This is a genomic window from Bacteroidota bacterium (genome assembly GCA_040388375.1).
Taxonomy (GTDB): domain Bacteria; phylum Bacteroidota; class Bacteroidia; order UKL13-3; family UKL13-3; genus JAAFJM01.
The window spans coordinates 118,084-139,698 of sequence record JAZKBU010000003.1 but is presented as its reverse complement, the minus strand read 5'-3'; the positions used below and the strand labels follow the sequence as shown (position 1 = coordinate 139,698).

Genomic DNA, 21,615 nt, shown 5'->3' with positions numbered 1-21,615 from the left:
CATTCATATATACATTAAAAAAATAAGTCCATTGATTTTTATGAGTGTAGATAATCATTATTGCATTTTGAAGCATCTTGTTTTGTAATAAAAAACATTAACCAAAAATTGCATGAATTATGCTTAGAAAAACTCTACTTTTATTAATACTAATTACAACTTTTAAAACATACGGACAAGCTCCTAAACTACAAATTGGTATCCAAACGGGATTTGCCATGCCTACCGGTAATTTTGCAAGTGGTTTTAATTTATATGTTGATAATGGCTATGCAACAACAGGTCAAAACTATAAGTTATATGCAGAATACCGATTAGCAAACACTTTTTGTGTTGGTTTAAATTATCTTTACTACACCAATGGGCTTGAAGACGGTAACTTAAGATCAGCTTCCAATAATATATATACAACCAATAATGCCAAAGTACTTCAAAAATCAAGCACACAGGGGGTAATTGCCAGTTTACTATTTAAAGGTAAGGAAACACCATTGTTTATAAAAGGTTTCGGTGGCTTAGGCGTTTCTAAAACTGCCGAAATTGAAATTAGCAATAGTAAAGAATCACTTATGTTCCCGCAAGCTTCTAGCTTTGGCTTTATTACAGGGCTCGGTATTGGCATTTACTTGCCTCTTAAAGATAAATGGTTTATAGAAATTGAAGCCGATTATATTTCAAGTTATGCTAAACCAAAAAATGTTATAGTTATCGATAAAACGGGCAATAAAATATATCCACAAGGTGATGTTTCTTATAACCAAACGGTTGTAAATATCAACTTAGGTATCGGTTTCTTCTTATTAAATGATTAACTAATTATTTTCATGTTGCGGACTTATATTTTATATTCGCAGCAGTATGTCAAAACATTTAATTGCTCCCTCTATCCTTTCGGCCAATTTTGCCCAATTAGGAACCGATATTGAAATGATTAACCAAAGCCAGGCTGATTGGTTTCATATTGATGTAATGGACGGGGTATTTGTACCTAATATTTCTTTTGGTTTTCCCGTAATGGTCCCTTTAAAAAAATTAGCCACTAAAACCTTAGATGTTCATTTAATGATAGTGCAGCCGGAGCGTTATATTAATGATTTTAAAAATGCCGGAGCCAATATTCTTTCCGTGCATTACGAAGCTTGCACCCACTTGCACAGAACCATTCATGCCATAAAAGAAGCCGGAATGAAAGCAGGGGTGGCACTTAATCCGCATACTTCTGTTGATTTGTTAAAAGATGTAATAGCAGATATTGATTTGGTTTGTATGATGAGTGTGAACCCCGGTTTTGGCGGACAAAAATTCATTGAAAATACTTACAGCAAGTGTGCTGATTTAAAAAGCTTAATTATTCAAAAAAACAGTTCTTGCTTAATAGAAATTGATGGTGGCGTAAACGATGTTACCGCTCCAAAACTATTGAAAGCAGGTGCAGATGTATTGGTAGCAGGTAATTATGTGTTTGCCAGCAGTAATCCGACTGAAATTATTGCAAGTTTAAAAGCTTTGTAGTTTATTGTTTTTATTGCTTTAATACTTTTTTGCTAATTATTTCATCATTTACCAGTATTTGTATTATATAAATACCTCTTTCAAACAGTGTAGTATTAACTTGTATTTGATTAAACCCTTCGCTTATATTTTCATTGCTGTTATAATATTCTCTTCCCATTACATCTGTAATTTTAACCTTAGCAATTCCTGCATTCGAACTATTTAAATCAATAGTTAATTCATTAACAAAAGGATTGGGTAATATATTATTTTCTTGAAAGCCACTATTTGATACTAAAACAGTTTTACTATATTCAAAAGAACCATCAAAATCTATTTGTTTTAAGTGATAATATAAACTTGGCGGTTGCTCATTAATTAATGAAAAACTATTATCCGTAAATTGGTATTGATTTGTTATGCTACTCGTTCCATTGCCCTTTACGTTGCCAATTTTGGCCCAATCCTTATTATTAAAAGAACGTTCTATTTCAAATTTTTCATTATTTATTTCACTGGCTGTTTGCCATGTAAGTGTAATATTTCTACTATCTTTTTTACCAGTAAAAGAAAGTAATTTCACAGGTAAACCACCACTAGATGTAAACGATGCTATAAACGCATCAGTTGAACTAATACTAGACAAAGCTGTTTGATGTGCCCCAAAGGTAGCCAAATTAGACGTGGATAATGTGCTACCACATACATAAATATTACCCGCATAGTCAACACCAAGACTACCTATACCATCACCATTATTTCCTCCAAAATAAGTGGCCCATAAACGGACACCAAAGCTATTAAATTTAACTACAATGCCATCACTACTCCCTCCCAAAACTGTTTGATTAGCTATGCTACTAGCAATATTTGTAGTAGAGGAACTAGCTCCTCCTAAAAAAACATTTCCTATATTATCAATAATTATTGACTTAAAATCATCCAGTGAATTTCCTCCATAATAAGTTCCCCAAAGACGTACTCCTAAACTATTGAATTTTGCAATAAAACCATCCTGCCCACCTGCATAAGTTGGCATATGGGCACCAACACTTGCTATATTGGTAGAAGATGTTGTGTGACCACAAATATAAATATCTCCATTGTTATCATTTGTAATATCATTTGGGCCATCTTGTGATGTTCCACCATAATAAGTTCCCCACAACCTAACACCTAACGAATCGAATTTAACCACAAGTCCATCTTCACTACCAATATTAGCATGTGCTACCTGATGTGCCCCGATTGTAGCAATACCACTAGTTGAGAATGTACCACCACAAGCATACACATTGCCGGTTACATCGGTAACTATTCCGACAATTGCGTCCCAACCAGTTCCTCCATAATAAGTCCCCCACAATCTTGTACCTGAGGCATTAAATTTAGCAATAAATCCATCATAATATAGAACCGCTGCAATATTTACCTGATGAGCCCCACTTGTGGCTATATTATCAGAAGCATTTGTTAAACCACCCAGGTAAACGTTCCCTGTAAAGTCCGTTGTTACAATATAGGCTTGGTCATAGGCACCTCCTCCATAATATGTTCCCCATATTCTTATACCTAAATCATTGAATTTAACTAAAAATGCATCCGATGGAGTACTTGTCCCAGCGCTGCCTTTGGCAGTTTGATGTGCACCACTGGTTGCAATATTAATTGTTGAATTTGTAACTCCACCGGCATAAATATTTTGCCCCTGTTTATCCACCGTTATACTTCTGAACTCATCACTTACAGTTCCACCATAATAAGTTCCCCAAAGACGTACTCCTGAACTATTGAATTTAACAATAAAACCGTCATCACTATTACCCCCAAGACTTGCTTGATGAGACCCAATTGTGGCTATATTTGAACTGGAGGATGCACTCCCACAAACAAATATATTTCCGCTGGTATCAATACTCATATCACTGCCATTTTCACTACCAACTCCTCCATAATATGTACACCATAAAACAGGATCAATAATTAATGTTTGGGTTTGGTTGTATAAATTAGCATGAAAGCTAAAGATGTTTTCTTTTTGCTGATATTTGACCTCTACGTTTGCTCTGTTTTCTGCCATATAACTAATTGGTATTCTCTCTTCTAAATTACCAAAGGCTGTACCCAGTATTATCTTGTCATTTTCTATACTGGTTTTGTTGGCTCCTATATATTTCCATTTTATAAGGCTGGCATCTGCTTCCGGATGTATTATAAAATTGTATTTTGGTTTATCATTTTGGTCCAATACAAACTCCAAGTCGATACCTTCATATAAGTTTTTATATGTTACTTTCTGATAGGTTTTCACAAAAGTAACCCCCTCTTCATTGGTACCAGCGGTATAGTAATTGGTATAGCCGGTATTGGCTTGTTCGGCCACTATGGTCGGCTTGGTATTGGCACCTATAAATTCTATGTCTATTCGATGGAAATGATAGGTAATATCTTCTTGTGGAGTTTTGAATTTTTCCCGAAGGTTTTGTTCTTCGTATGTTTCGTTTTTTGCTTTTGGTTTTTTTTCTATGGTATAAGTATCGTAGCTAAATCCATTGACTTTCAATTGTATATTTAAACCATTACCATTGTATAAATATTTTACAGATGGATTAGAACTATTATTTTGATCTATTATTTGGCCTTTGTTTTCAATATACCCCACTGATTGATTAAAGGGTTTGTTAATTGACTTGACTTGCAGGCTGTATAATAAAAAAAGAATACTGATTAAGTATATTTTTTTCATGGACTTATTTGTTTAACAAACAATTATAATACTATTACCCCGTTTCAACAATTTGTTTTTTGATTATATTATAGATAAGCAATTACTATATATTATTTAAAAGTAATACTGGCAGTATTCAAAATCTTGGTTAAATTGCCTTCCTTTATTGAAAATAATATGAGTAAACTTCCTATCATAGGTATAACCATTGGCGATGTAAATTCCATTGCTCCCGAAATTGTAATTAAAACCCTTAGTGACCCTCGTATTTGCGACTATTGTACACCTGTTATCTATGCCTCTCCTAAAATTATTGGGTATTGGAAAAAGGTAATAGGTCTGCCTGATTTTTTTGTAAACATTGTTAAAAGTATGGATCAGTTAAACACTAAAAAGGTTAATTTAATTAGTTGCTGGGAAGAGGAAGTTGAAATAAAAATAGGTGACGCCAATACTACCGGGGGCAAATATGCTTTTAAAAGTTTGGAATGGGCTACCCGCGATTTAAAGGAAGGCAAACTGGACGGACTAATTACTGCTCCATTAAACAAAAACCAGGTAAACAGTGAGCTGCTTCCTTTTAAAGGACATACTGAATATTTAGCGCATGAACTAGGTAGTCATAACTTTTTAATGTTATTGGTTTGCGAAGAGTTAAAAGTGGGTTTGGTAACAGGCCATTTACCTATTAAAGAGGTAGCTGCAAAACTAAGCACCGATTTAATCCTGAAAAAAATAAAACTATTAAACGAATCGCTTAAAAACGATTTCAATTGTCCTAAACCTAAAATAGCCGTATTGGGTCTTAACCCACATGCCGGTGACAATGGTTTAATTGGCAATGAAGAAAAAGAAATTATTATTCCGGCAGTAAATGCTGCACAAGCTGAAGGTATTGTTGCTTTTGGCCCCTATCCTGCCGATGGCTTTTTTGGTGCTAAACAATACGAAAAATTTGATGCTGTATTAGCTATGTACCACGACCAGGGGTTGATACCTTTTAAATATTTTGCATTTACTGATGGTGTAAATTACACAGCCGGACTTAATGTGGTGAGAACATCACCCGACCACGGTACCGCTTATGACATTGCCGGCAAGGGAACTGCCGATGAAAGCAGCATGCGTAATGCCCTTTATTTAGCTTTGGATATTATTGCCCGAAGGACTGACAATGCCAGTTTAAAGGCAAATCCTTTAGCCTTTCAACAATTTAAACGTGAACGTTTTAGAATGGATTTTTAATATAAATAACTGTAACTATTAAATTACAAAAACATGACTTATGTTTTATTTAGTACGCATTTAATAGTTGATATTGCATTCATTATCTATTACTAAATGACAAAAATTAAATTCGACAACAAAAACCCAGAATTCTTTAACATTTTAAAACAACGTGTTGAAAATTACTTTGAGTCAAAAAACATTAAATCAACAGGAAACTATAAGCTTTACAGTAAAACTGCTATACTTTTAACGGCATTAGCATTGATTTATATTGTATTGGTATTTTTCACTCCTGAATCAGCTTTACTAAACGTAGCTTTATGTATAGTACTAGGTGTTGACTTAGCCGCTATTGGTTTTAATGTAATGCACGATGGTGCACATGGCAGTTATTCTACAAAAAAATGGGTTAATGAAGCAATGAGTTACTCCCTGAATGTAATGGGCGGTAGCAGCTATTTATGGAAACAAAAACACAATATTAACCACCACTCTTATACCAATATTGAAGGTATGGATGATGATATTGATATTAAACCTTTTATAAGGGTGCATGCTGATCAGGATGGTAAATGGTATCACCGTTTTCAACATATTTATGGTTTATTACTTTACGGTTTAACTTATTTATTCTGGGTGTTTTTAAACGACTTTAAAAAATATTTTGCCAGCCGTATTTCTGATTATACGCCTTTGCGTAAAATGGATTTAAAAGAACATTTTATATTTTGGATTACAAAAGTAGGCTACATCGGTTTATTTTTAGTATTGCCAATATTTTTTGCCGGCTTAGTACCTACTATTATTGGTTATTTAATTACTGTTTTTGTATGCGGTTTAGTAATTGCTGTTGTTTTCCAATTAGCACATATTTTAGAAGATATGGATTTTGTTGATACCAATGGAACTTCGATGAAAATTGAAACAGAGTGGGCTATTCATCAAATAAACACCACTGCAAACTTTGCTACCAAAAGTCGTTCTATGACTTGGTTATTGGGTGGTTTAAATTTTCAAATTGAACATCATTTATTTCCACGCATAAGCCATGTACATTACCCACAAATACATAAAATTGTAAAACAGGCTTGTGAAGAATTTAATATTACCTACAAAGAATTTCCAACGGTGGCTAGTGCTGTTCGTTCTCATTTAATGCATTTAAAAGCAATGGGTGTAGCACCAACTATAGTAGTGGCAGCATAAAACATAAAAATATTTCACTCAACAGCCTATAACTTTTAGTTGTAGGCTGTTTTTATTTTATTCTTTTCATTTATAACAAATACATGTCCGATAATATTGTACTTATTAATAAAACAACGCTGTTTACCCATTGCAAAAATATTTTGCTGCAACATATAGCTGATGGTGAAAAGGCTATGCAAGAAGCGCAAGAAGCAGCCAATAGTGAAGAGAAAAGCAGTATGGGCGATAAATATGAAACGGGCAGAGCTATGAGTCAACTGGCGAGAGATATGAATGCAAGCCAAGTTGTTAAAAACAAAGAGGAATTAACTTCGTTGTTAAAATTAGAAAATACGCCTGTAGGTAAACAAGTAATTATGGGCTCACTAGTTTATTGTGACACCAAATTATTTTATGTTAGTGTAGCACTAGGCCAGGTAAGTATTGAGGCCCAAACTGTAACTGTTATATCTGGCAAAGCGCCTTTGGCAAAAGCTATGCTGGGTAAGCAAATTGGCGAGAGCTTTACCTTTAATAACAATACTTTTAGTATTCAGCATATTGCATAAAAAAACTACTTAGGTTTTAAATCTAAGTAGTTTCTTAAATGGTAATGATATTGACTATTCTACAACTATTTTCTTAATAATGGTTTTTTCATCAATACTTGCCTTTAAAATATAAATTCCTTTTTGTGCTATATGGATAGCATTTGTTTTATCTAAATTATCCGCAGCCATTAACTTACCTGTTACATCAAACAATTCATAAGTAGCATTGCGTATGTTCATGTTTGTATTAAAGTAAATGGTTCCATTTGACGGATTAGGATATACAACAAAGGTTGTGTTTGATACTTCGCGAACTGATACGCTTTTTTCAATTTTAAAGGCAGCGCTGCTGTCTTTTAAACTGCCGTTTACTTCGGTTATGTAAACTTTGGCATTATTTGCGTTTACATCTGGTACAGCAATAGAAAAACTGTCTTTACCTGCAGCTTCTTTTATTGACCAAAGTAATGTTGAGCCATCTTTTAAATCAATAGTAATAGAATCAACAAAAGCACTTTGCCATGTAATATATTTATTGTCGTTGCCTTTCCATATATCAGTAGCTACAGGGGTTAATAATTGTAACGATGGTACACTGATAGTAAAGTTGGCATTACTCAAATCGCTGATTGAATTATCGGTTGCTGATACTTTAATTTTTGCAGTGCTGGTAGCTACTGCTGGTATTGTCCATGAATAATTTCCGGTAGTCGCATTTACTGAATCAATAAAATTAAAGTCTGTTCCATTAGTAGTATATTCTAATTTTACTTTGCCTGTTATGTTTGCTGACAACCAGATAACAGGTGTTGTTTTACCTGCAATAAGATTTTCGCCACCATTGGGTGCATTTACCGTTAACACTTTGTTTTGAATCAATGTCATTGTTTTGAAATCAATCAAATTAGCCCAGCTAGGATTGTCAATGAATGGGTTTCTATTGTGCTGTACTGAAGCAATGTATTCATGACGTGCAATTTCTTCTTCACTTGGTGGATCTTGTTGGTGCCATTTTAATAATACAGCTAAGCCTTGATTAGACGGCAAGCTCCAGTTGTTTCCATTTATACCGTTATAGCAAACTGACATGTAGAATAAAGCACGTGCTAAATCTCCTTTTTGCTCATCTTTAGGCTCGTATATGGTATTGTTATTGGCATCTTTACCCAATTTACCTTTACCTGTTGGCGAAGTAGATGTAACAGTTACACATTCCCCAAAAGGATAGTTGGAACGAACACCATTTGCATTAATTTGATCGGCAGGGAATAAATTATGTTGGTCGTTATATTCCGGTAGTTCTAAATTACTTGGGCTACGAGGCCAGCTTGGATTTTGTGCAGCGGTATTACTAGGCATAGTGCTTTGCGCACGTGTATGTTCCCTAGTTAATATTCCTGTGCTATTACTTGCATTCCACACAAATGGCTCGTTGTATACATAAGCAATGCCTGTATATACGCAATTCACTACTTTTTTACCTTGTATGGTATCTCTGGTTAAAAAATTATTGATTACCGTAGTAATATAGTTGCTATAAAAAATGGTATCGTGTGGATTTACTTTAGCACTTAAATCTGCTATGAAAGTAGGAGCACTTGTATTGATACTACTGTAGTAGCTACCTGCATTTCCTGCCAATGATTGAACTGATGATGAAGTAAAATTACTGGTTAAATAGTTTTCGTAAGTTGAAGGACCGTTAAATGCAAAAGCAGCAAAGGTGTAGTTATTGTTGGCCAAAATATAGGTTGGTTTAAATGAACCCACTTGACCAATATAGGCTACTTGTGCAGCACCTATATAATCTCCTTTTTGGTAGGTTTGTCCATCAACGGGAACTTCTGTTATTGTTCCGTTGCGTTTGCGCAATACTATGTAGTTTTCTGTTGAAGCAGTAGCTGTATCGGCTAATACAACATTTAAACCATATGCAGTAATATTGCTAAAAGTAACTGATACGGGTTTAAACAAAGGTTCTGTGGCAAGGCTACCGGCAATACCATATAGGTTTGCAATAAATTGTTGTTTATCTACATCGTTGTTAAAAATATTAATAGCTGCTAACCTGCTACCATTACCGCTTGTATTAAGGGTACAATTAATAAGCATTGAATCTTTTGAGGCTACTTTAATAGGAAATGTATTGGTAACTGCATATGCTGAAGCACTACTTCCACTAAAATTAATACTATCAATAACTAAAGTATCGGCTGATCCAACATTTTTAACTTTAAAAGTAAAGCTGGTTGCATTACCTACGGTATAATCACCATTGTTGCCAATAATTCCTGTGTTGCCACTAACTTGTATGGTTGGGGTTGCTGCAATAGGAGCTGCTGTAATTAATACACTATCTAACGCCATATTACCACCTGGTATAGAAGCACTACCGCCTGCTATTTTAGTGGTATAATAAAACCTGACAAAACGAGTTGTTTGTTTTAAAACATCGGTATACTTACCATTTGTAAAATTGGTTGTTGTAGTGGCTTTTGAAGTAACTGAACGCACTATTGACCAAGTTCCTCCATCATTACTTTCTTGAATATCAAACTGACCTCCCCAAGGATTTCCTGCATTTTGGGGGCTTAAATAATAACTTAATGTACCGGGTTTGTCAGCTACATTAATCACTATATTTTCACCTGTTGCATCTAATCTGCAGGCAATAGCATCGCCTACTCCAAAAGCGTAAGTAGTGTTGCCATTGGTACCTAAATTTAATGTCCACCCCGTTGGTGGTGTTGTACTGCTGGGAGAAGAAAAATTCCAACCTGTTGGAAGCAATGCTTGCGCTTGCGAGGCAATAACTGCCAAGCAAAAACTAATGTTTAATATAAATTTTTTTAACATATTTTGCTGTTTAAATAGCTTCGCAATATATTGTATTTTATTTTTATATAGTGTTACTATAGTGTAAATTATAGATTAATAATTCGAAAAATGTATTATTCTAAATTTGCTATTATATTGCAGTAACTGAATATGAAAGAAGAACTTTTGCATTTTATATGGCAGAGCAAAATACTAGCGAAGCAAAACTTACTATTAAACAATTCTCAACGTATTGAAATAATTAATCCGGGTCAATTAAACAAAGACGCGGGACCTGATTTTTTTAATGCCCAGATCAGAATAGACAATACTATTTTGGTGGGTAATATTGAAATTCATATAAAAGCAAGCGATTGGTTAAACCACAAACATACCGGTGATAAAAAATATGACAATGTAATTTTACATGTGGTTTTTGAAAACGACAAAGTTATTTACGATTCTTCCAATAATCCTTTTTTAACACTTGAACTTAAACCGCTTTTACCTCCATCGCTTTTAAGTAAATACGCTATACTACAGCAACAAAAACAAGAAATTCCATGCAAGTCTATTTTTGTTTTACCTGATGATTTTAAACTAAATACATGGCTAAACAGATTGGTAGTGGAACGTTTAGAAAACAAATGTGAACGAATAGAGTTGTTGCTGCAAGCTACTAATAACAATTGGGAACAAACGTTTTACATCATTACCGCCCGCTATTTTGGGCAAAAAATAAATGAACAGGCTTTTGAATGGGTTGCTCAAAACTTACCGCTTACTGTAATAGCTAAGCACAAGGATAAACTAAGCCAGATAGAGGCTTTGGTGTTGGGAACAGCCGGATTTTTAGATAAAAAACTGAATGATGATTATTTGCGTTATCTGCAATCGGAATATGTGTTTTTGAAAAAGAAGTATAACCTAATTAGTGTTGATGCTTCTATCTGGAAATTTGGAAAAACAAGGCCAAGTAATTTTCCAACTATACGGCTTATGCAATTTGCTGCTTTATTATACCAAAGCAGTCATTTGTTTTCTAAAATTTTAGAAGCTGAATCTGTTAACGACTTGCTTAACTTGTATCAGTTAAAACATTTGCATCTTATCCATCTATCTGAATTAAGCAATCATGATTTTGATGATTTAAAAACTGACTTAGGCAAAGCCGCTATTAATACTTTGCTGATTAATGCGGTCATACCTATTGTTTTTTTATACGGTAAATTACGCTTTGATGAAGAAAAAAGTCAAAAGGCACTAAACTGGCTGGAAGATTTACAACCGGAGAAAAATAATATTGTAACCTTTTGGGCAGGCTTAAATTTAAAAACAACAAATGCTTTGCAAACACAGGCATTATTACAATTAAAAAATGAATATTGCGCTAATCAAAAATGCTTACAATGTGCCATTGGTTACAGTGTATTAAACAATGCCCCCACTTTATGATAAAATCCTTTTTATTACTCTTTCTATTATGCTTTACTGTTTTTGGGTTGTATGCTCAAAAAACAATCAGGTTTATTAATACCAGGAGCAATGAGGTAATTGAAGCCAGTATTGGTCAAACATTAAGTGTGCAGTATTTAGCCTATAATAACCAACTGTTTCACCACAAAAATGTAATTACTGATATAACTGATAGCAGTATAACACTGGGAAATATAAATGAACCTCAAATAGAATGGGTTCAAAAATTAAGCGGGAAATATGATGCTAGCTACAGAATTATTTTATTGAAGGATATTGTTTCTTTCAGGCGCATTACTACGGGCAGAACTATAGCAAAATCGTTATTGTCTACATCTATATTAGTGGCAACTTATGTTGGCGGTATTGATTTATTCAGGTACAATAAAATAGGGTTTTGGGAGACGTTGGGCATATCAGTTGGTATTGGCCTTACAACTACACTAATCACCGCTTTTATACTACCTGAAAATCCAAAATATAAGTTAGCTGACGGTTGGGTAATACTGGTTAAGTAAACGGGTTAGCTTAAACAATATAAGCGCTCATTTCTTCGCACATTCTTTTGGCTTCTGCCTGTGCCTCTTCAGCAAAATTGATTCCATTGCTAGCGTAAATAATACTTCGCGAAGCATTTATTAATAAGCCGATATCGCTATTCATTCCGTATTTAACTACTTCGGCTAAACTACCGCCTTGCGCACCTACACCCGGTACCAATAAAAAGTGATTGGCTGCGTGTTTTCGTATGGTAATAAAATCCTGTGGTTTGGTGGCTCCTACTACAAACATCAAGTTATTATCTGTAGCTAATTTGCAAGTATTTTTAACCACACGCTCATATAAAAACTCACCTTCTATTTTTTGTTGTTCGTAATCGGCACTACCTGCATTGCTGGTTAATGCCAGTACTATTCCCCACTTATTTTTATATTCAAAAAACGGAGCTAAGCTATCGTTGCCCATGTATGGAGCTAATGTAATAGCATCAAAGTTTAGTGTTTCAAAAAAAGCTTTGGCATACATATTACTGGTATTGCCTATATCTCCTCTTTTGGCATCGGCTATGGTTAAAATATCAGCCGGAATTTCAGCCAATGTTTTGGCCATACTTTGCCAACCTTTTATTCCATTGGCTTCGTAAAATGCTGTATTTATTTTATAGCAAACGCAATAATCTTTGGTAGCTGCTATAATGGCTTTATTAAATTCAAATACTGGGTCTTCGGTATCTAGTAAATGGGCAGGGATTTTAGATAAATCGGTGTCTAAACCTATGCACAAAAAATTTCTTTTTGTTTTTATTTGATTAATAAGCTCTTGTTTGGTCACAAAAAATGATGTTAAATATTAAAATAATAAGTTGACTTCAAAGATAAGATTATGCATACTTTTTCCTTGATTAGCGGGTGTAATATTAGGCAATAAACCATTATTTATATTCACAAAACCGTATTTAAACATTGTTTGTATGGCAATATGACCTAACCTGTAATGGTATCCTCCACATGCTAATATATCGTATTCAACTAGTTTGGGTGGTTTGGATTCGGGTAAATTAAATTGATTTTTATACAAGGCCGAACTTAACAAATAGGAAAATTGTGGTCCCAAAATAATTTTATGGTCTTCGTTTTTTGTCAGGTTAAAAAATAAATACAATGGTACATCTAAACATACCAAACGGATAGATGAATAGTTGGTATCATTAGCTTCGTAGTTACTGCCTCTGAAACTTCCGTTTAACTCTATTTGAAAACCCCATTTTTCGCTTTTGAATTTCCTGCGTAAATAAGCTCCACCACTTAAACCAAACTTAATGGTGTTGTTGGTGTTCTCTTCGCCTGAAATGGTACTACCCAGCACACCTAATTTTAAACCTATTTTATATTTGCCATCGGGCATTGGCAATACATCTGTTACTTCTTCCTCATCCAAGGTTGAATCTACTACCTCTTTATTTTGGGCATATACAAACTGCCCTATAAACAAGGAGAAAAAAACGATTGCTATTTTATATATTCCTGACATATGCTTTCAACAAAAATAATTGAATTACCTATTCCTTTTCCTAAAATATTCTTAAGGGAATGTATTTAAAAATAAAAATTAACTTTCTTTGTTACCAAGCATGAAAAATTTTATACATAAAAGGCTCATATCATTTAAACCTGCACTAAATGGCATTATATGGCTTTTTAGTAACGAAGGAAATGCCATGGTGCATTTATTTGCCACTTTTGTTGTAGTGGTTGCCGGCTGGTTTTTTGAGTTAAATGCCATTGAATGGATTATTATAACACTTACTATTTCGGCTGTAATAGCTGCTGAAGCTTTTAATACGGCTATTGAAAAAACCATTGATTTACTGCATCCACAAAAACACGACAAAGCAGGACTGGTAAAAGACTTAGCTGCTGCCGGTGTTTTAATTACTTCTATAGCCGCTGTTATTGTTGGCGTGCTTATTTTTGTGCCTAAGTTTTTTTAATCCTGTTCTTCTTCTGCGCTTATATTAGGATCTTTAATTTTATCTTCTTTTTTTATTCCCCCCAATATTTCAATATTTATTCCATCACTTAAGCCTGTTTGTATAAATCGTTTTTCAAATACTTGTGGTGTGGTTTCTACTTCAACAAATGTTTTACCATTTTCAAATTGTAAAACGGCTTCGGGTAAGGACATTACTTTGTTGCGTCTGGCTAAAACTATATCGGCTGTACTGCTATAGCCTGCGCGTAAAAACACGCCTTTTTGTAAATTTACTTTGGCTTTAATCTGAAACTGAATGGCTCCATTTTCTTTTACACCTTTGGGTGCTATGTATTCTAAATTGGCATCAAACTTAAAGGTGTCTAATGCGCCAATGGTTAATATTAACGACATACCGGGTTTTATTTTTCCTACTTCGCTTTCATCTACCTTGCCGTCAAAAATCATTTCACCCATATCGGCTATGGAAGCTATTGTGGTTCCTTCGTTAAAGTTATTGCTTTCTATAACGCTACCGCCTTCTTTAACGGGTATATCGAGTATCATTCCGTCTATAGTGCTACGTACAATGGTGTTGGTTACTTTTCCGCCTGATTTGCTTACGCCTTCTTTTATTAAAGCTATATTGTTTTCGGCTGCTTCCAGCTCTTCACTGGCATTTTTATAAGACAAGGCAAAGGGTTGGAACTCTGATAAGGAAACCATTTTCTGGTCATATAATTTCTGGTACCTATCAAAGTCTATTTTAGCATTATCTAAAGCCAGCTTAGCACGGGTAATCCTGCTTTCTGCATTGGCTAAATTTATCATGTTAGGAATAATTTTTATACGGGCTATCATATCGCCTTTGCTTACATGTGTACCTGCTACCACATATATTTTTTCTATTATGCCTGATACTTGTGGCTTGATATTAATTTCTCTGCGTGGCACAATACTACCCGTGGCCAAGGTTTTTTTAACTATATCTGTTTCGCTGGCCTGGGTAGTTTTAAATACAACAGGTTTTTCCTGGTTTTTTGCATACAGGTAATAAATGGTGTATACAAACAATGCTCCTAATGCTACAAATACTAATGTCTTTATTATTTTTTTCATACTTATTCTTTTGCTTCTAGCTGCTGGCTTCTGGCCGCTAGCTTTTTATTAATACTTTTATACTTCATGCCAGTAGCCATCCCGATAACTATCGGGAGCTAGTAGCTAGTTGCCAAATTTATTCTGTTCTTAATGCTTCTACCGGACTTATTGATACTGCTTTTCGTGCAGGGATAATACCTGCAAGGGCTCCTGAAATAACAAGTATGGCTAATGCTTTTAAAGCAATAACTATATCAACTCCCGGGTTTTGAAACATGCCTGTTTCTTGTCCTTTTATAGCTACGTTCACTGCTTCTAAAGCAAATACGCCACACACTAATCCAACATAGCCTGCTATAGCTGTTAGTACTATACTTTCTGATACTACCTGACTCATTATGTTTAATGGAGATGCGCCTATGGCTCTGCGCACGCCTATTTCTTTTGTTCGTTCTTTTACTATGATGAGCATAATATTGCTTACGCCTATTACGCCTGCCAGCAGGGTTCCTACTCCTACTATCCAAACCAATAACTCTATCCCTCTAAACAAACCCATTAGCTTTTGAAACTCTTTTTCGCTATTCCAACTGCCTATGGCTCTATCGTCTTCGGGTGCTATGTTATGTCGTTGTTTTAAAATGGTTTTTATTTTTTCTTCTACCAATGAAGCGGATATGTTGTCTTTTGCTGTGAGTGTAAACCAACCAATTTTACCACCAAAATTAAATGCATTTTGAAATGTAGTGAATGGCACATAAATGGTTTGCATTTTTTCCTGTACATCATCACCTGAATTATCCGCTTTTATGCTTCCTATTACTTTAAAATAAACACCGTTAATCTGTATGTATTTTTCTAATGGGTATTCGTTTTTTGGAAATAATATTTCGACTACGCGTTGTGCTATTACGCATACTTTTCTTCGTTCTTTTATATCTAACTCATTTAGAAAACGGCCGTTGGTCATTTTAAATGTTTGTACCAATCGGGTATCTGGATAATCGCCTCTAACGGTAAAGGCTCCTGTGTATTTATTTCTGCTTACATTGTTCTCTCCTCTGTATCCGCCTAATTGTGCGGCAGGTGCTATTACGCCAAGTTCTGGCACATTGTCTCTGATGGCTTGTACATCTTCTACTTTAAAATCAAAACTTCTACCGCGTGGTAAACCTTTATAGGCTACTGATGTATTTTGGGTCCACATATAAACTGCGTTTTTAGCTGATCCACCAAACATAAATGTAACTCCATTTTCTAAACCATTACCTGAACCAAGCATTATAATCAACATAAATATACCCCAAAACACACCGAATGCGGTGAGCATTGTTCTTAGCTTATTTTTACTAAGTGTTTGGTATATTTCGTTTATTTTATCCATTTATTTTAGTCTGCTCTCAATGCTTCAATGGGTTGAATTTTAGCTGCACGCCTTGCAGGAAAAAAACCTGCTAAAAAGCCTGCAAATATTAATACGGTTAGTGCTTGCAATACTACACTTAAACTCACTTCTGGTTTCCTGAAATAATCGCTATCGGGCATATACTTTTGGGCTAGTTCTAATACTCCTATTCCTAACATCATCCCTACATAACCTGATACAGCCGTAATAAAAATACTTTCCTGTATAACCAATGAAATAATGCTTGCCGGAGTTGCACCAAGGGCTTTGCGAATGCCTATTTCTTTGGTTCGTTCTTTTACCACTATCATCATAATATTGCTTACACCAACTATACCTGCTATTAAAGTACCAATACCTATAATCCAAACAAAAAGCTGTATGCTATTAATTAAACCCATTATACGCTTAAATTCTACAATATTATTCCAAACAAAAACTGCTTTCTGATCTTGCGGGTCAAAGTGATGTCGTTGTGCCAATAGTTTCTGTACTTCTTCTCGGGTCACTTCGCTTTCATTCATATTGCTTTCTGGTAATGTAAATACTATCTGATCTACTTTATTATCGTTACCAAATACACGTTGTGAGGTACTAATGGGTATATAGGCTCTCCTGTTATCATCAGGACCTCCGGCATCTTTGAATACGCCTATTACTTTAAAGGGTATATTGTTTATATTGATATTTTGGTTGAGCGGATTTTCTGTTTTAAATAATTCATCTACTACCTGGTTACCAATGCAGCACACTTTTCTGCATTCTTTTATATCTAAATCGTTTACAAAACGGCCTTGCAATACTTCTATTTTTTCTGCGTAAACCATATCGTAATTGCAACCTTTTGTACTAAAACTACCATAACGGTTTTTGTAGTTAAATTGGTTTACATCCCACAGCTGCAAGCGTGGCGACAGGTGTTCAATAGATGTTACGCTTTTATGAATGGCTTCGTAATCCTGGTTGGTTAATTTTATATCGCGCCCTGATTGCATGCCATCAAAAGCAAGGGAGGTTCGGCCATTGTTAAACCATATACTGTTTACTGCATCGCGCGAAAACTGAAACTTAACACCATTGCCTAACCCGTTACCTGTTCCCAACAAAACGATGAGCATAAAAATACCCCAAGCCACGCTAAATCCTGTAAGGAATGTGCGGAGCCTGTTTTTGCGAATAGTCGCAAATATTTCTTGCCATTTGTCTATGTCAAACATCTTTTTTAATACTAAAATTCTAAAATCGAAATCCGAAAACAACAATTCAGTCATTCGAATTTTGGTCTTTAGATTTCGAATTTTTATAAAATAAGCCCGTCCTTTAACCTTATTGTTCTATCTGTCATTTCAGCTATATCGTGTTCATGGGTAACTATAACCACCGTAATACCTGTTTTATTTATATCTTTTAAAAGGCTCATTACTTCGTAACTGGTTTGTGTATCTAATGCTCCTGTTGGTTCATCAGCCAGTATCATTTTAGGCTGTGCAATTAAGGCCCGTGCAATAGCTACGCGTTGTTTCTGACCTCCGCTCATTTCGTTGGGCATGTGTTCTGCCCATTGTTTTAAACCTACTTTATCCAGATACTCTAAAGCTAATTCGTTGCGTTTTTTCCTGCTTACTTTTTGATAATACAAAGGCAATGAAACGTTTTCCATTGCATTTTTAAACGATATTAAATTGAATGACTGGAATACAAAACCAATGTACTGATTGCGTAATTGGGCGGCTTTGGTTTCGTTTAAATGTTGAATTAAGGTGCCTCCTAACCTGTATTCTCCGCTATCGTAACCATCTAAAATGCCTAAAATATTTAAAAGGGTTGATTTGCCGCTACCTGAAGAACCCATAATGGAAACCATTTCGCCTTCATTTACTTTCATATCAATACCTTTTAATACGTGCAATTTATTATCGCCAACGGTATATGCTTTTTGAATGTTTTTTAACTCAATCATTTTAGGCCACCAAAGTAATTATTCCTTTTTGATTGTTTTTGCTTGTTTACACAAACGGACAATTATAAAATTAAAGTAACAAAAAAGCCCATCTGGCTAGATGGGCTTTGCAATTTGGTTGGTTAGTCTGTTTTAAATTTATAACCGTAACCTCTAATGGAAACAATGAACTTAGGGTTGGAAGGGTCTACTTCAAAGTATTTCCTGAGCATGACTATAAAATTATCGAGGGTGCGGGAATTGGGAATTTCATTTTTTTTGTATCCCCAAATATTTTTATAAATCTCGTCCCGGCTAATTACTTTGTCTTTGTTTAACACAAAGAATTTCATCATTTCAAATTCTATTTTTGACAATGTAATTTGGATACCGCGTGCATCAGCCGCTATCATTTTATCAAAATCAATAATACACTTGCCAAATTTAAACTGTGTATCGTTGTTGTTGTAAATATTGTTTACCAGTAAATTGTTTATTCTTAACAGTAACTCATCGTATTCAAAAGGTTTTACCAAATAATCGTTGGCACCTAATCGCAATCCATGAATTCTGTCTATGCTTGAGCCTCTTGACGTAATAAAAACAACGGGTGTTTGCAAATCTGTTGTTCTAAACTGTTTGCAAATTTCATAACCATCTTTATCGGGCAACATTACATCTAACAAAACCAAGTCGAACTTTTGGGTAGCTAACAAACCTGTTGCTGTTAATCCATCATGTGCTAGTGTAATATGAAAACCGTCCTGCTCTAAATTAAACTTGAGTATTTCTGCTAATCCAATTTCATCCTCAACCAATAAAATGGTACGCTCTACCGCTCTCATCTTAAAACGTTAAATTAAACTGCATTTTGTTTTTATTTCTGGTTATAACTATGGTACTGGTTTCGCCTTTTTTAAAGGTGCCCAATGCTTTCATATAGTCATAAATATTTTCGATTTTAACAGCACCCATTTCGGTTATTATATCGCCTGATAACAAACCTGCTTTTTCGGCTGGCTTACCTTCATTTACAGCATCTATCTTTAAGCCAATACCTTCAAAAGTATAGTCGGGCATTATACCCAATGTTACTTTAAAACTTACTCTTTGTTGCTCTGGTTGCTTGGTTTTGGTAAAAGTTAGCTTGGGTTGGTCGGCTAACTTTTCTGTTACCGCAGCTATTAAATCAAGTACTAATTTTTCTCCTGCATAATTTATTTTCTCGGTATCATCGCTTGATTTATGGTAATCTGAATGCTGGCCTGTGAAGAAATGTAACGCGGGAATATCTTTTAAATAAAACGATGTTTGATCGGAAGGGCCAATGCCTGACGAATCAAAAGCCAGTGTTAACGGAGTTGTTAAATTAGCAAATGCATTGCTATAGCCTGGGCTTGTTCCTACGCCATATACCATTACTTTTTTGGTGCTGTCATTTAATCTGCCTACCATATCCATGTTTATCATACACTGAATGGTATTTAAGTCAATGGTAGGATTGTTTACATAGTATTTGGAACCTATTAAGCCATCTTCTTCACCTGAAAAGCAGATGAACAAAAAATTGTATTTTTCTTTTACATCATTGTTTACAAAATAATTAGCCAACTCAATAACACCTGCTGTTCCCGAGGCATTGTCATCGGCTCCGTTATGGATTAGTTTTTTGTTTTTATCTAACGATGATGGATGCTCATCGTAACCTAAATGGTCGTAATGTCCACCTATTACTATCGTGTAGTTGGCATTGTTATCTAAATAGGCAACTACGTTGGTTCCGTTTTTTTGTTTACCTAATCCAATTGTATCGTGCGGACTGGCTAATGTTTTATAGGTAAAGTTTTGTAAATAACCATCGCTTCCTTTTGGAAGCAAATCCATTCTTTTAAATTGCTTTTGAATATATTGGTAGGCTAATTGCTCTCCTTTTGTTCCTGGCTCTCTCCCTTGCAATTTATCGCTGGCCAAATACGTTATATGCTTCTTTATTTTTGCTTCCGTTATTAATTGGGCAGAGCTTATTTTAAATGAAGTTGTTAAAGTTAATAGTAAAAGAATTTTATTCATAAATTTAGAGGTTAGAGATTTGGTTTAGTGTCGTCAATCTATTCTTCCCAATCTGCAATAAACAAATTGGTGTCGCGGGTACCGTGGTTATTTCTGTTTGATGAAAACACTATTTTTTTACCATCGGGAGAAAACATGGGGAAAGCATTGAATAAACTTTCACCAGTAATTTTTTCTAAGTTATTACCTTCAGTATCTATCATGTATAATTGAAAATCGTACCCTCTTGGTGAATGATGGTTACTGGAGAATATTATTTTTTTACCCCCAGGGTGAAAGAACGGAGCCCAATTGGCTTTACCTAAATGGGTAATTTGTTTCATTTGGCTGCCATCTATATTGCAGGTATATATTTCCATGTTGGTAGGTGCCACAAGTCCTTTGGCTAGATAGTCTTTATATTCTTTTATCTCAGCTTCGGTTTGTGGACGTGAAGCTCTGAACACTAATTGTTTTCCATCAGGCGAAAAGAAAGCGCCTCCATCATAACCTAAACCAAAGGTAATTTGCTTTTGGTTTTTGCCATCAATGTCCATAATCCATAATTCTAAATCGCCACTGCGTGTGCTGGTAAAAACTATTTTATCACCTTTGGGCGAAACGGTTGCTTCTGCATCATAGCCGGGCGTATTGGTTAACTGGCTTATAATTTCACCCTTTAAGTTGGATACAAAAATATCGAAGCTTTCGTATATGGCCCATAAATATCTTTCGCCTTTGGGTGGATCCGGTGGACACTCTTTTCCGGCTAAATGGGTTGAAGCAAAAATAATTGACTTATTGCCGGGCATAAAATAACTACAGGTGGTTCTACCCGTACCTGTGCTTATTAAAGTTGGTTTATAAGTGGTATCCTTTACGGCTTTTTTTATGTCTAAATTAAATATTTGATCGCACTGTAAACCCCAAGCTTTGTTATTGCTTTGAAAGCTTAATTGTTTGTTATCAAAACTCCAGTAAGCTTCGGCATTGTCGCCACCAAAAGTTAATTGGGTTAAGTTTTTTAAATGTTTTTCTTTGGTTTGTGCAAACAGTAATTGCGAAGAAAAAATCAGTAGTAAGGTTATTTTTATATTCATTTTTTTCATGTAGTAATTTGTGCCACCATTGGTATTGAAATAATATAAACGATTTCAATACCAAT

General features: G+C 34.8%; 19 protein-coding genes. 8 read left to right on the top strand and 11 right to left on the bottom strand.

Annotated features, from left to right (window positions below; all coding sequences use genetic code 11):
* Positions 1 to 119 precede the first annotated feature (119 nt).
* A complete protein-coding gene (locus tag V4538_03700; protein MES2380119.1) occupies positions 120 to 812 on the top strand; it encodes a hypothetical protein in 693 nt (230 codons plus the stop codon).
* Positions 813 to 858: 46 nt separating this feature from the next.
* Positions 859 to 1,512, top strand: a complete 654-nt coding sequence (gene rpe, locus V4538_03695) for a ribulose-phosphate 3-epimerase (protein MES2380118.1) — start codon at positions 859 to 861, stop codon at positions 1,510 to 1,512.
* 10 nt (positions 1,513 to 1,522) lie between these two features.
* On the opposite strand, the gene V4538_03690 is transcribed toward rpe, so the two are convergent.
* Positions 1,523 to 4,240: an SBBP repeat-containing protein gene (locus V4538_03690; GenBank protein MES2380117.1), complete on the bottom strand. Its 2,718-nt coding sequence runs from the start codon at positions 4,238 to 4,240 to the stop codon at positions 1,523 to 1,525.
* A 159-nt stretch (positions 4,241 to 4,399) separates the two neighbouring features.
* Between V4538_03690 and pdxA the strand changes: the two genes are divergently transcribed.
* The 3 genes from pdxA (at position 4,400) to V4538_03675 (ending at position 7,209) form a co-directional block, all read left to right on the top strand.
* Complete coding sequence (gene pdxA, locus V4538_03685) at positions 4,400 to 5,467, top strand: 4-hydroxythreonine-4-phosphate dehydrogenase PdxA (GenBank protein ID MES2380116.1); 1,068 nt, start codon at positions 4,400 to 4,402, stop codon at positions 5,465 to 5,467.
* Between the two features lie 96 nt (positions 5,468 to 5,563).
* On the top strand, positions 5,564 to 6,658 hold the full coding sequence (locus tag V4538_03680) for an acyl-CoA desaturase (GenBank protein ID MES2380115.1): 1,095 nt from the start codon (positions 5,564 to 5,566) through the stop codon (positions 6,656 to 6,658).
* 83 nt (positions 6,659 to 6,741) lie between these two features.
* On the top strand, positions 6,742 to 7,209 hold the full coding sequence (locus V4538_03675; GenBank protein ID MES2380114.1) for a 3-oxoacyl-ACP synthase: 468 nt from the start codon (positions 6,742 to 6,744) through the stop codon (positions 7,207 to 7,209).
* A 54-nt stretch (positions 7,210 to 7,263) separates the two neighbouring features.
* Here V4538_03675 and V4538_03670 read toward each other — a convergent pair whose 3' ends face one another.
* Entirely contained in the window at positions 7,264 to 10,047 is a 2,784-nt protein-coding gene (locus V4538_03670; protein ID MES2380113.1) for an endonuclease, read from the bottom strand.
* A 132-nt stretch (positions 10,048 to 10,179) separates the two neighbouring features.
* On the opposite strand from V4538_03670, the gene V4538_03665 reads away from it, so the two are divergent.
* Complete coding sequence (locus V4538_03665) at positions 10,180 to 11,463, top strand: DUF2851 family protein (protein ID MES2380112.1); 1,284 nt, start codon at positions 10,180 to 10,182, stop codon at positions 11,461 to 11,463.
* Entirely contained in the window at positions 11,460 to 12,002 is a 543-nt protein-coding gene (locus V4538_03660; GenBank protein MES2380111.1) for a hypothetical protein, read from the top strand. Before V4538_03665 ends, V4538_03660 begins: the two co-directional genes overlap by 4 nt.
* Positions 12,003 to 12,012: 10 nt before the next feature.
* Here V4538_03660 and pyrF read toward each other — a convergent pair whose 3' ends face one another.
* Entirely contained in the window at positions 12,013 to 12,816 is an 804-nt protein-coding gene (pyrF, locus tag V4538_03655; GenBank protein MES2380110.1) for an orotidine-5'-phosphate decarboxylase, read from the bottom strand.
* Between the two features lie 18 nt (positions 12,817 to 12,834).
* A complete protein-coding gene (locus V4538_03650; GenBank protein MES2380109.1) occupies positions 12,835 to 13,515 on the bottom strand; it encodes an outer membrane beta-barrel protein in 681 nt (226 codons plus the stop codon).
* A 100-nt stretch (positions 13,516 to 13,615) separates the two neighbouring features.
* Here V4538_03650 and V4538_03645 point away from each other — a divergent pair, with 100 nt between their 5' ends.
* The gene (locus V4538_03645; protein ID MES2380108.1) at positions 13,616 to 13,975 is read left to right on the top strand and encodes a diacylglycerol kinase family protein; all 360 of its coding nucleotides are present in this window, start codon (positions 13,616 to 13,618) and stop codon (positions 13,973 to 13,975) included.
* Here V4538_03645 and V4538_03640 read toward each other — a convergent pair.
* The 7 genes from V4538_03640 to V4538_03610 all read right to left on the bottom strand — a co-directional run bounded on the left by V4538_03640 (position 13,972) and on the right by V4538_03610 (position 21,550).
* Complete coding sequence (locus V4538_03640) at positions 13,972 to 15,075, bottom strand: efflux RND transporter periplasmic adaptor subunit (GenBank protein MES2380107.1); 1,104 nt, start codon at positions 15,073 to 15,075, stop codon at positions 13,972 to 13,974. The two genes, V4538_03645 and V4538_03640, sit on opposite strands and share 4 nt — an antisense overlap.
* Before the next feature lie 118 nt (positions 15,076 to 15,193).
* Positions 15,194 to 16,441, bottom strand: coding sequence for an ABC transporter permease (locus V4538_03635; protein MES2380106.1), 1,248 nt, complete (start codon positions 16,439 to 16,441; stop codon positions 15,194 to 15,196).
* A 5-nt stretch (positions 16,442 to 16,446) separates the two neighbouring features.
* Positions 16,447 to 17,679, bottom strand: coding sequence for an ABC transporter permease (locus tag V4538_03630; protein MES2380105.1), 1,233 nt, complete (start codon positions 17,677 to 17,679; stop codon positions 16,447 to 16,449).
* Positions 17,680 to 17,762: 83 nt separating this feature from the next.
* Positions 17,763 to 18,422 (bottom strand): ABC transporter ATP-binding protein, encoded by a 660-nt coding sequence (locus V4538_03625; GenBank protein MES2380104.1) that lies wholly within the window; start codon positions 18,420 to 18,422, stop codon positions 17,763 to 17,765.
* 122 nt (positions 18,423 to 18,544) lie between these two features.
* On the bottom strand, positions 18,545 to 19,246 hold the full coding sequence (locus tag V4538_03620; GenBank protein ID MES2380103.1) for a response regulator transcription factor: 702 nt from the start codon (positions 19,244 to 19,246) through the stop codon (positions 18,545 to 18,547).
* 1 nt (position 19,247) lies between these two features.
* Positions 19,248 to 20,471, bottom strand: a complete 1,224-nt coding sequence (locus V4538_03615; GenBank protein ID MES2380102.1) for a M20/M25/M40 family metallo-hydrolase — start codon at positions 20,469 to 20,471, stop codon at positions 19,248 to 19,250.
* A 38-nt stretch (positions 20,472 to 20,509) separates the two neighbouring features.
* Positions 20,510 to 21,550: a hypothetical protein gene (locus V4538_03610; GenBank protein ID MES2380101.1), complete on the bottom strand. Its 1,041-nt coding sequence runs from the start codon at positions 21,548 to 21,550 to the stop codon at positions 20,510 to 20,512.
* Positions 21,551 to 21,615 lie beyond the last annotated feature (65 nt).

What these genes read in the sequence shown, in the direction of transcription:
- V4538_03660 (MES2380111.1), top strand. Translation starts at nt 11,460, where the DNA reads ATGATAAAATCCTTTTTATTACTCTTTCTATTATGCTTTACTGTTTTT.
- V4538_03630 (MES2380105.1), bottom strand. Translation starts at nt 17,679, where the DNA reads ATGTTTGACATAGACAAATGGCAAGAAATATTTGCGACTATTCGCAAA.
- V4538_03620 (MES2380103.1), bottom strand. Translation starts at nt 19,246, where the DNA reads ATGAGAGCGGTAGAGCGTACCATTTTATTGGTTGAGGATGAAATTGGA.
- V4538_03610 (MES2380101.1), bottom strand. Translation starts at nt 21,550, where the DNA reads ATGAATATAAAAATAACCTTACTACTGATTTTTTCTTCGCAATTACTG.
- rpe (MES2380118.1), top strand. Translation starts at nt 859, where the DNA reads ATGTCAAAACATTTAATTGCTCCCTCTATCCTTTCGGCCAATTTTGCC.
- V4538_03675 (MES2380114.1), top strand. Translation starts at nt 6,742, where the DNA reads ATGTCCGATAATATTGTACTTATTAATAAAACAACGCTGTTTACCCAT.
- V4538_03690 (MES2380117.1), bottom strand. Translation starts at nt 4,240, where the DNA reads ATGAAAAAAATATACTTAATCAGTATTCTTTTTTTATTATACAGCCTG.
- V4538_03670 (MES2380113.1), bottom strand. Translation starts at nt 10,047, where the DNA reads ATGTTAAAAAAATTTATATTAAACATTAGTTTTTGCTTGGCAGTTATT.
- V4538_03700 (MES2380119.1), top strand. Translation starts at nt 120, where the DNA reads ATGCTTAGAAAAACTCTACTTTTATTAATACTAATTACAACTTTTAAA.
- V4538_03680 (MES2380115.1), top strand. Translation starts at nt 5,564, where the DNA reads ATGACAAAAATTAAATTCGACAACAAAAACCCAGAATTCTTTAACATT.
- V4538_03640 (MES2380107.1), bottom strand. Translation starts at nt 15,075, where the DNA reads ATGAAAAAAATAATAAAGACATTAGTATTTGTAGCATTAGGAGCATTG.
- V4538_03645 (MES2380108.1), top strand. Translation starts at nt 13,616, where the DNA reads ATGAAAAATTTTATACATAAAAGGCTCATATCATTTAAACCTGCACTA.
- V4538_03625 (MES2380104.1), bottom strand. Translation starts at nt 18,422, where the DNA reads ATGATTGAGTTAAAAAACATTCAAAAAGCATATACCGTTGGCGATAAT.
- V4538_03665 (MES2380112.1), top strand. Translation starts at nt 10,180, where the DNA reads ATGAAAGAAGAACTTTTGCATTTTATATGGCAGAGCAAAATACTAGCG.
- V4538_03635 (MES2380106.1), bottom strand. Translation starts at nt 16,441, where the DNA reads ATGGATAAAATAAACGAAATATACCAAACACTTAGTAAAAATAAGCTA.
- pdxA (MES2380116.1), top strand. Translation starts at nt 4,400, where the DNA reads ATGAGTAAACTTCCTATCATAGGTATAACCATTGGCGATGTAAATTCC.
- V4538_03650 (MES2380109.1), bottom strand. Translation starts at nt 13,515, where the DNA reads ATGTCAGGAATATATAAAATAGCAATCGTTTTTTTCTCCTTGTTTATA.
- V4538_03615 (MES2380102.1), bottom strand. Translation starts at nt 20,471, where the DNA reads ATGAATAAAATTCTTTTACTATTAACTTTAACAACTTCATTTAAAATA.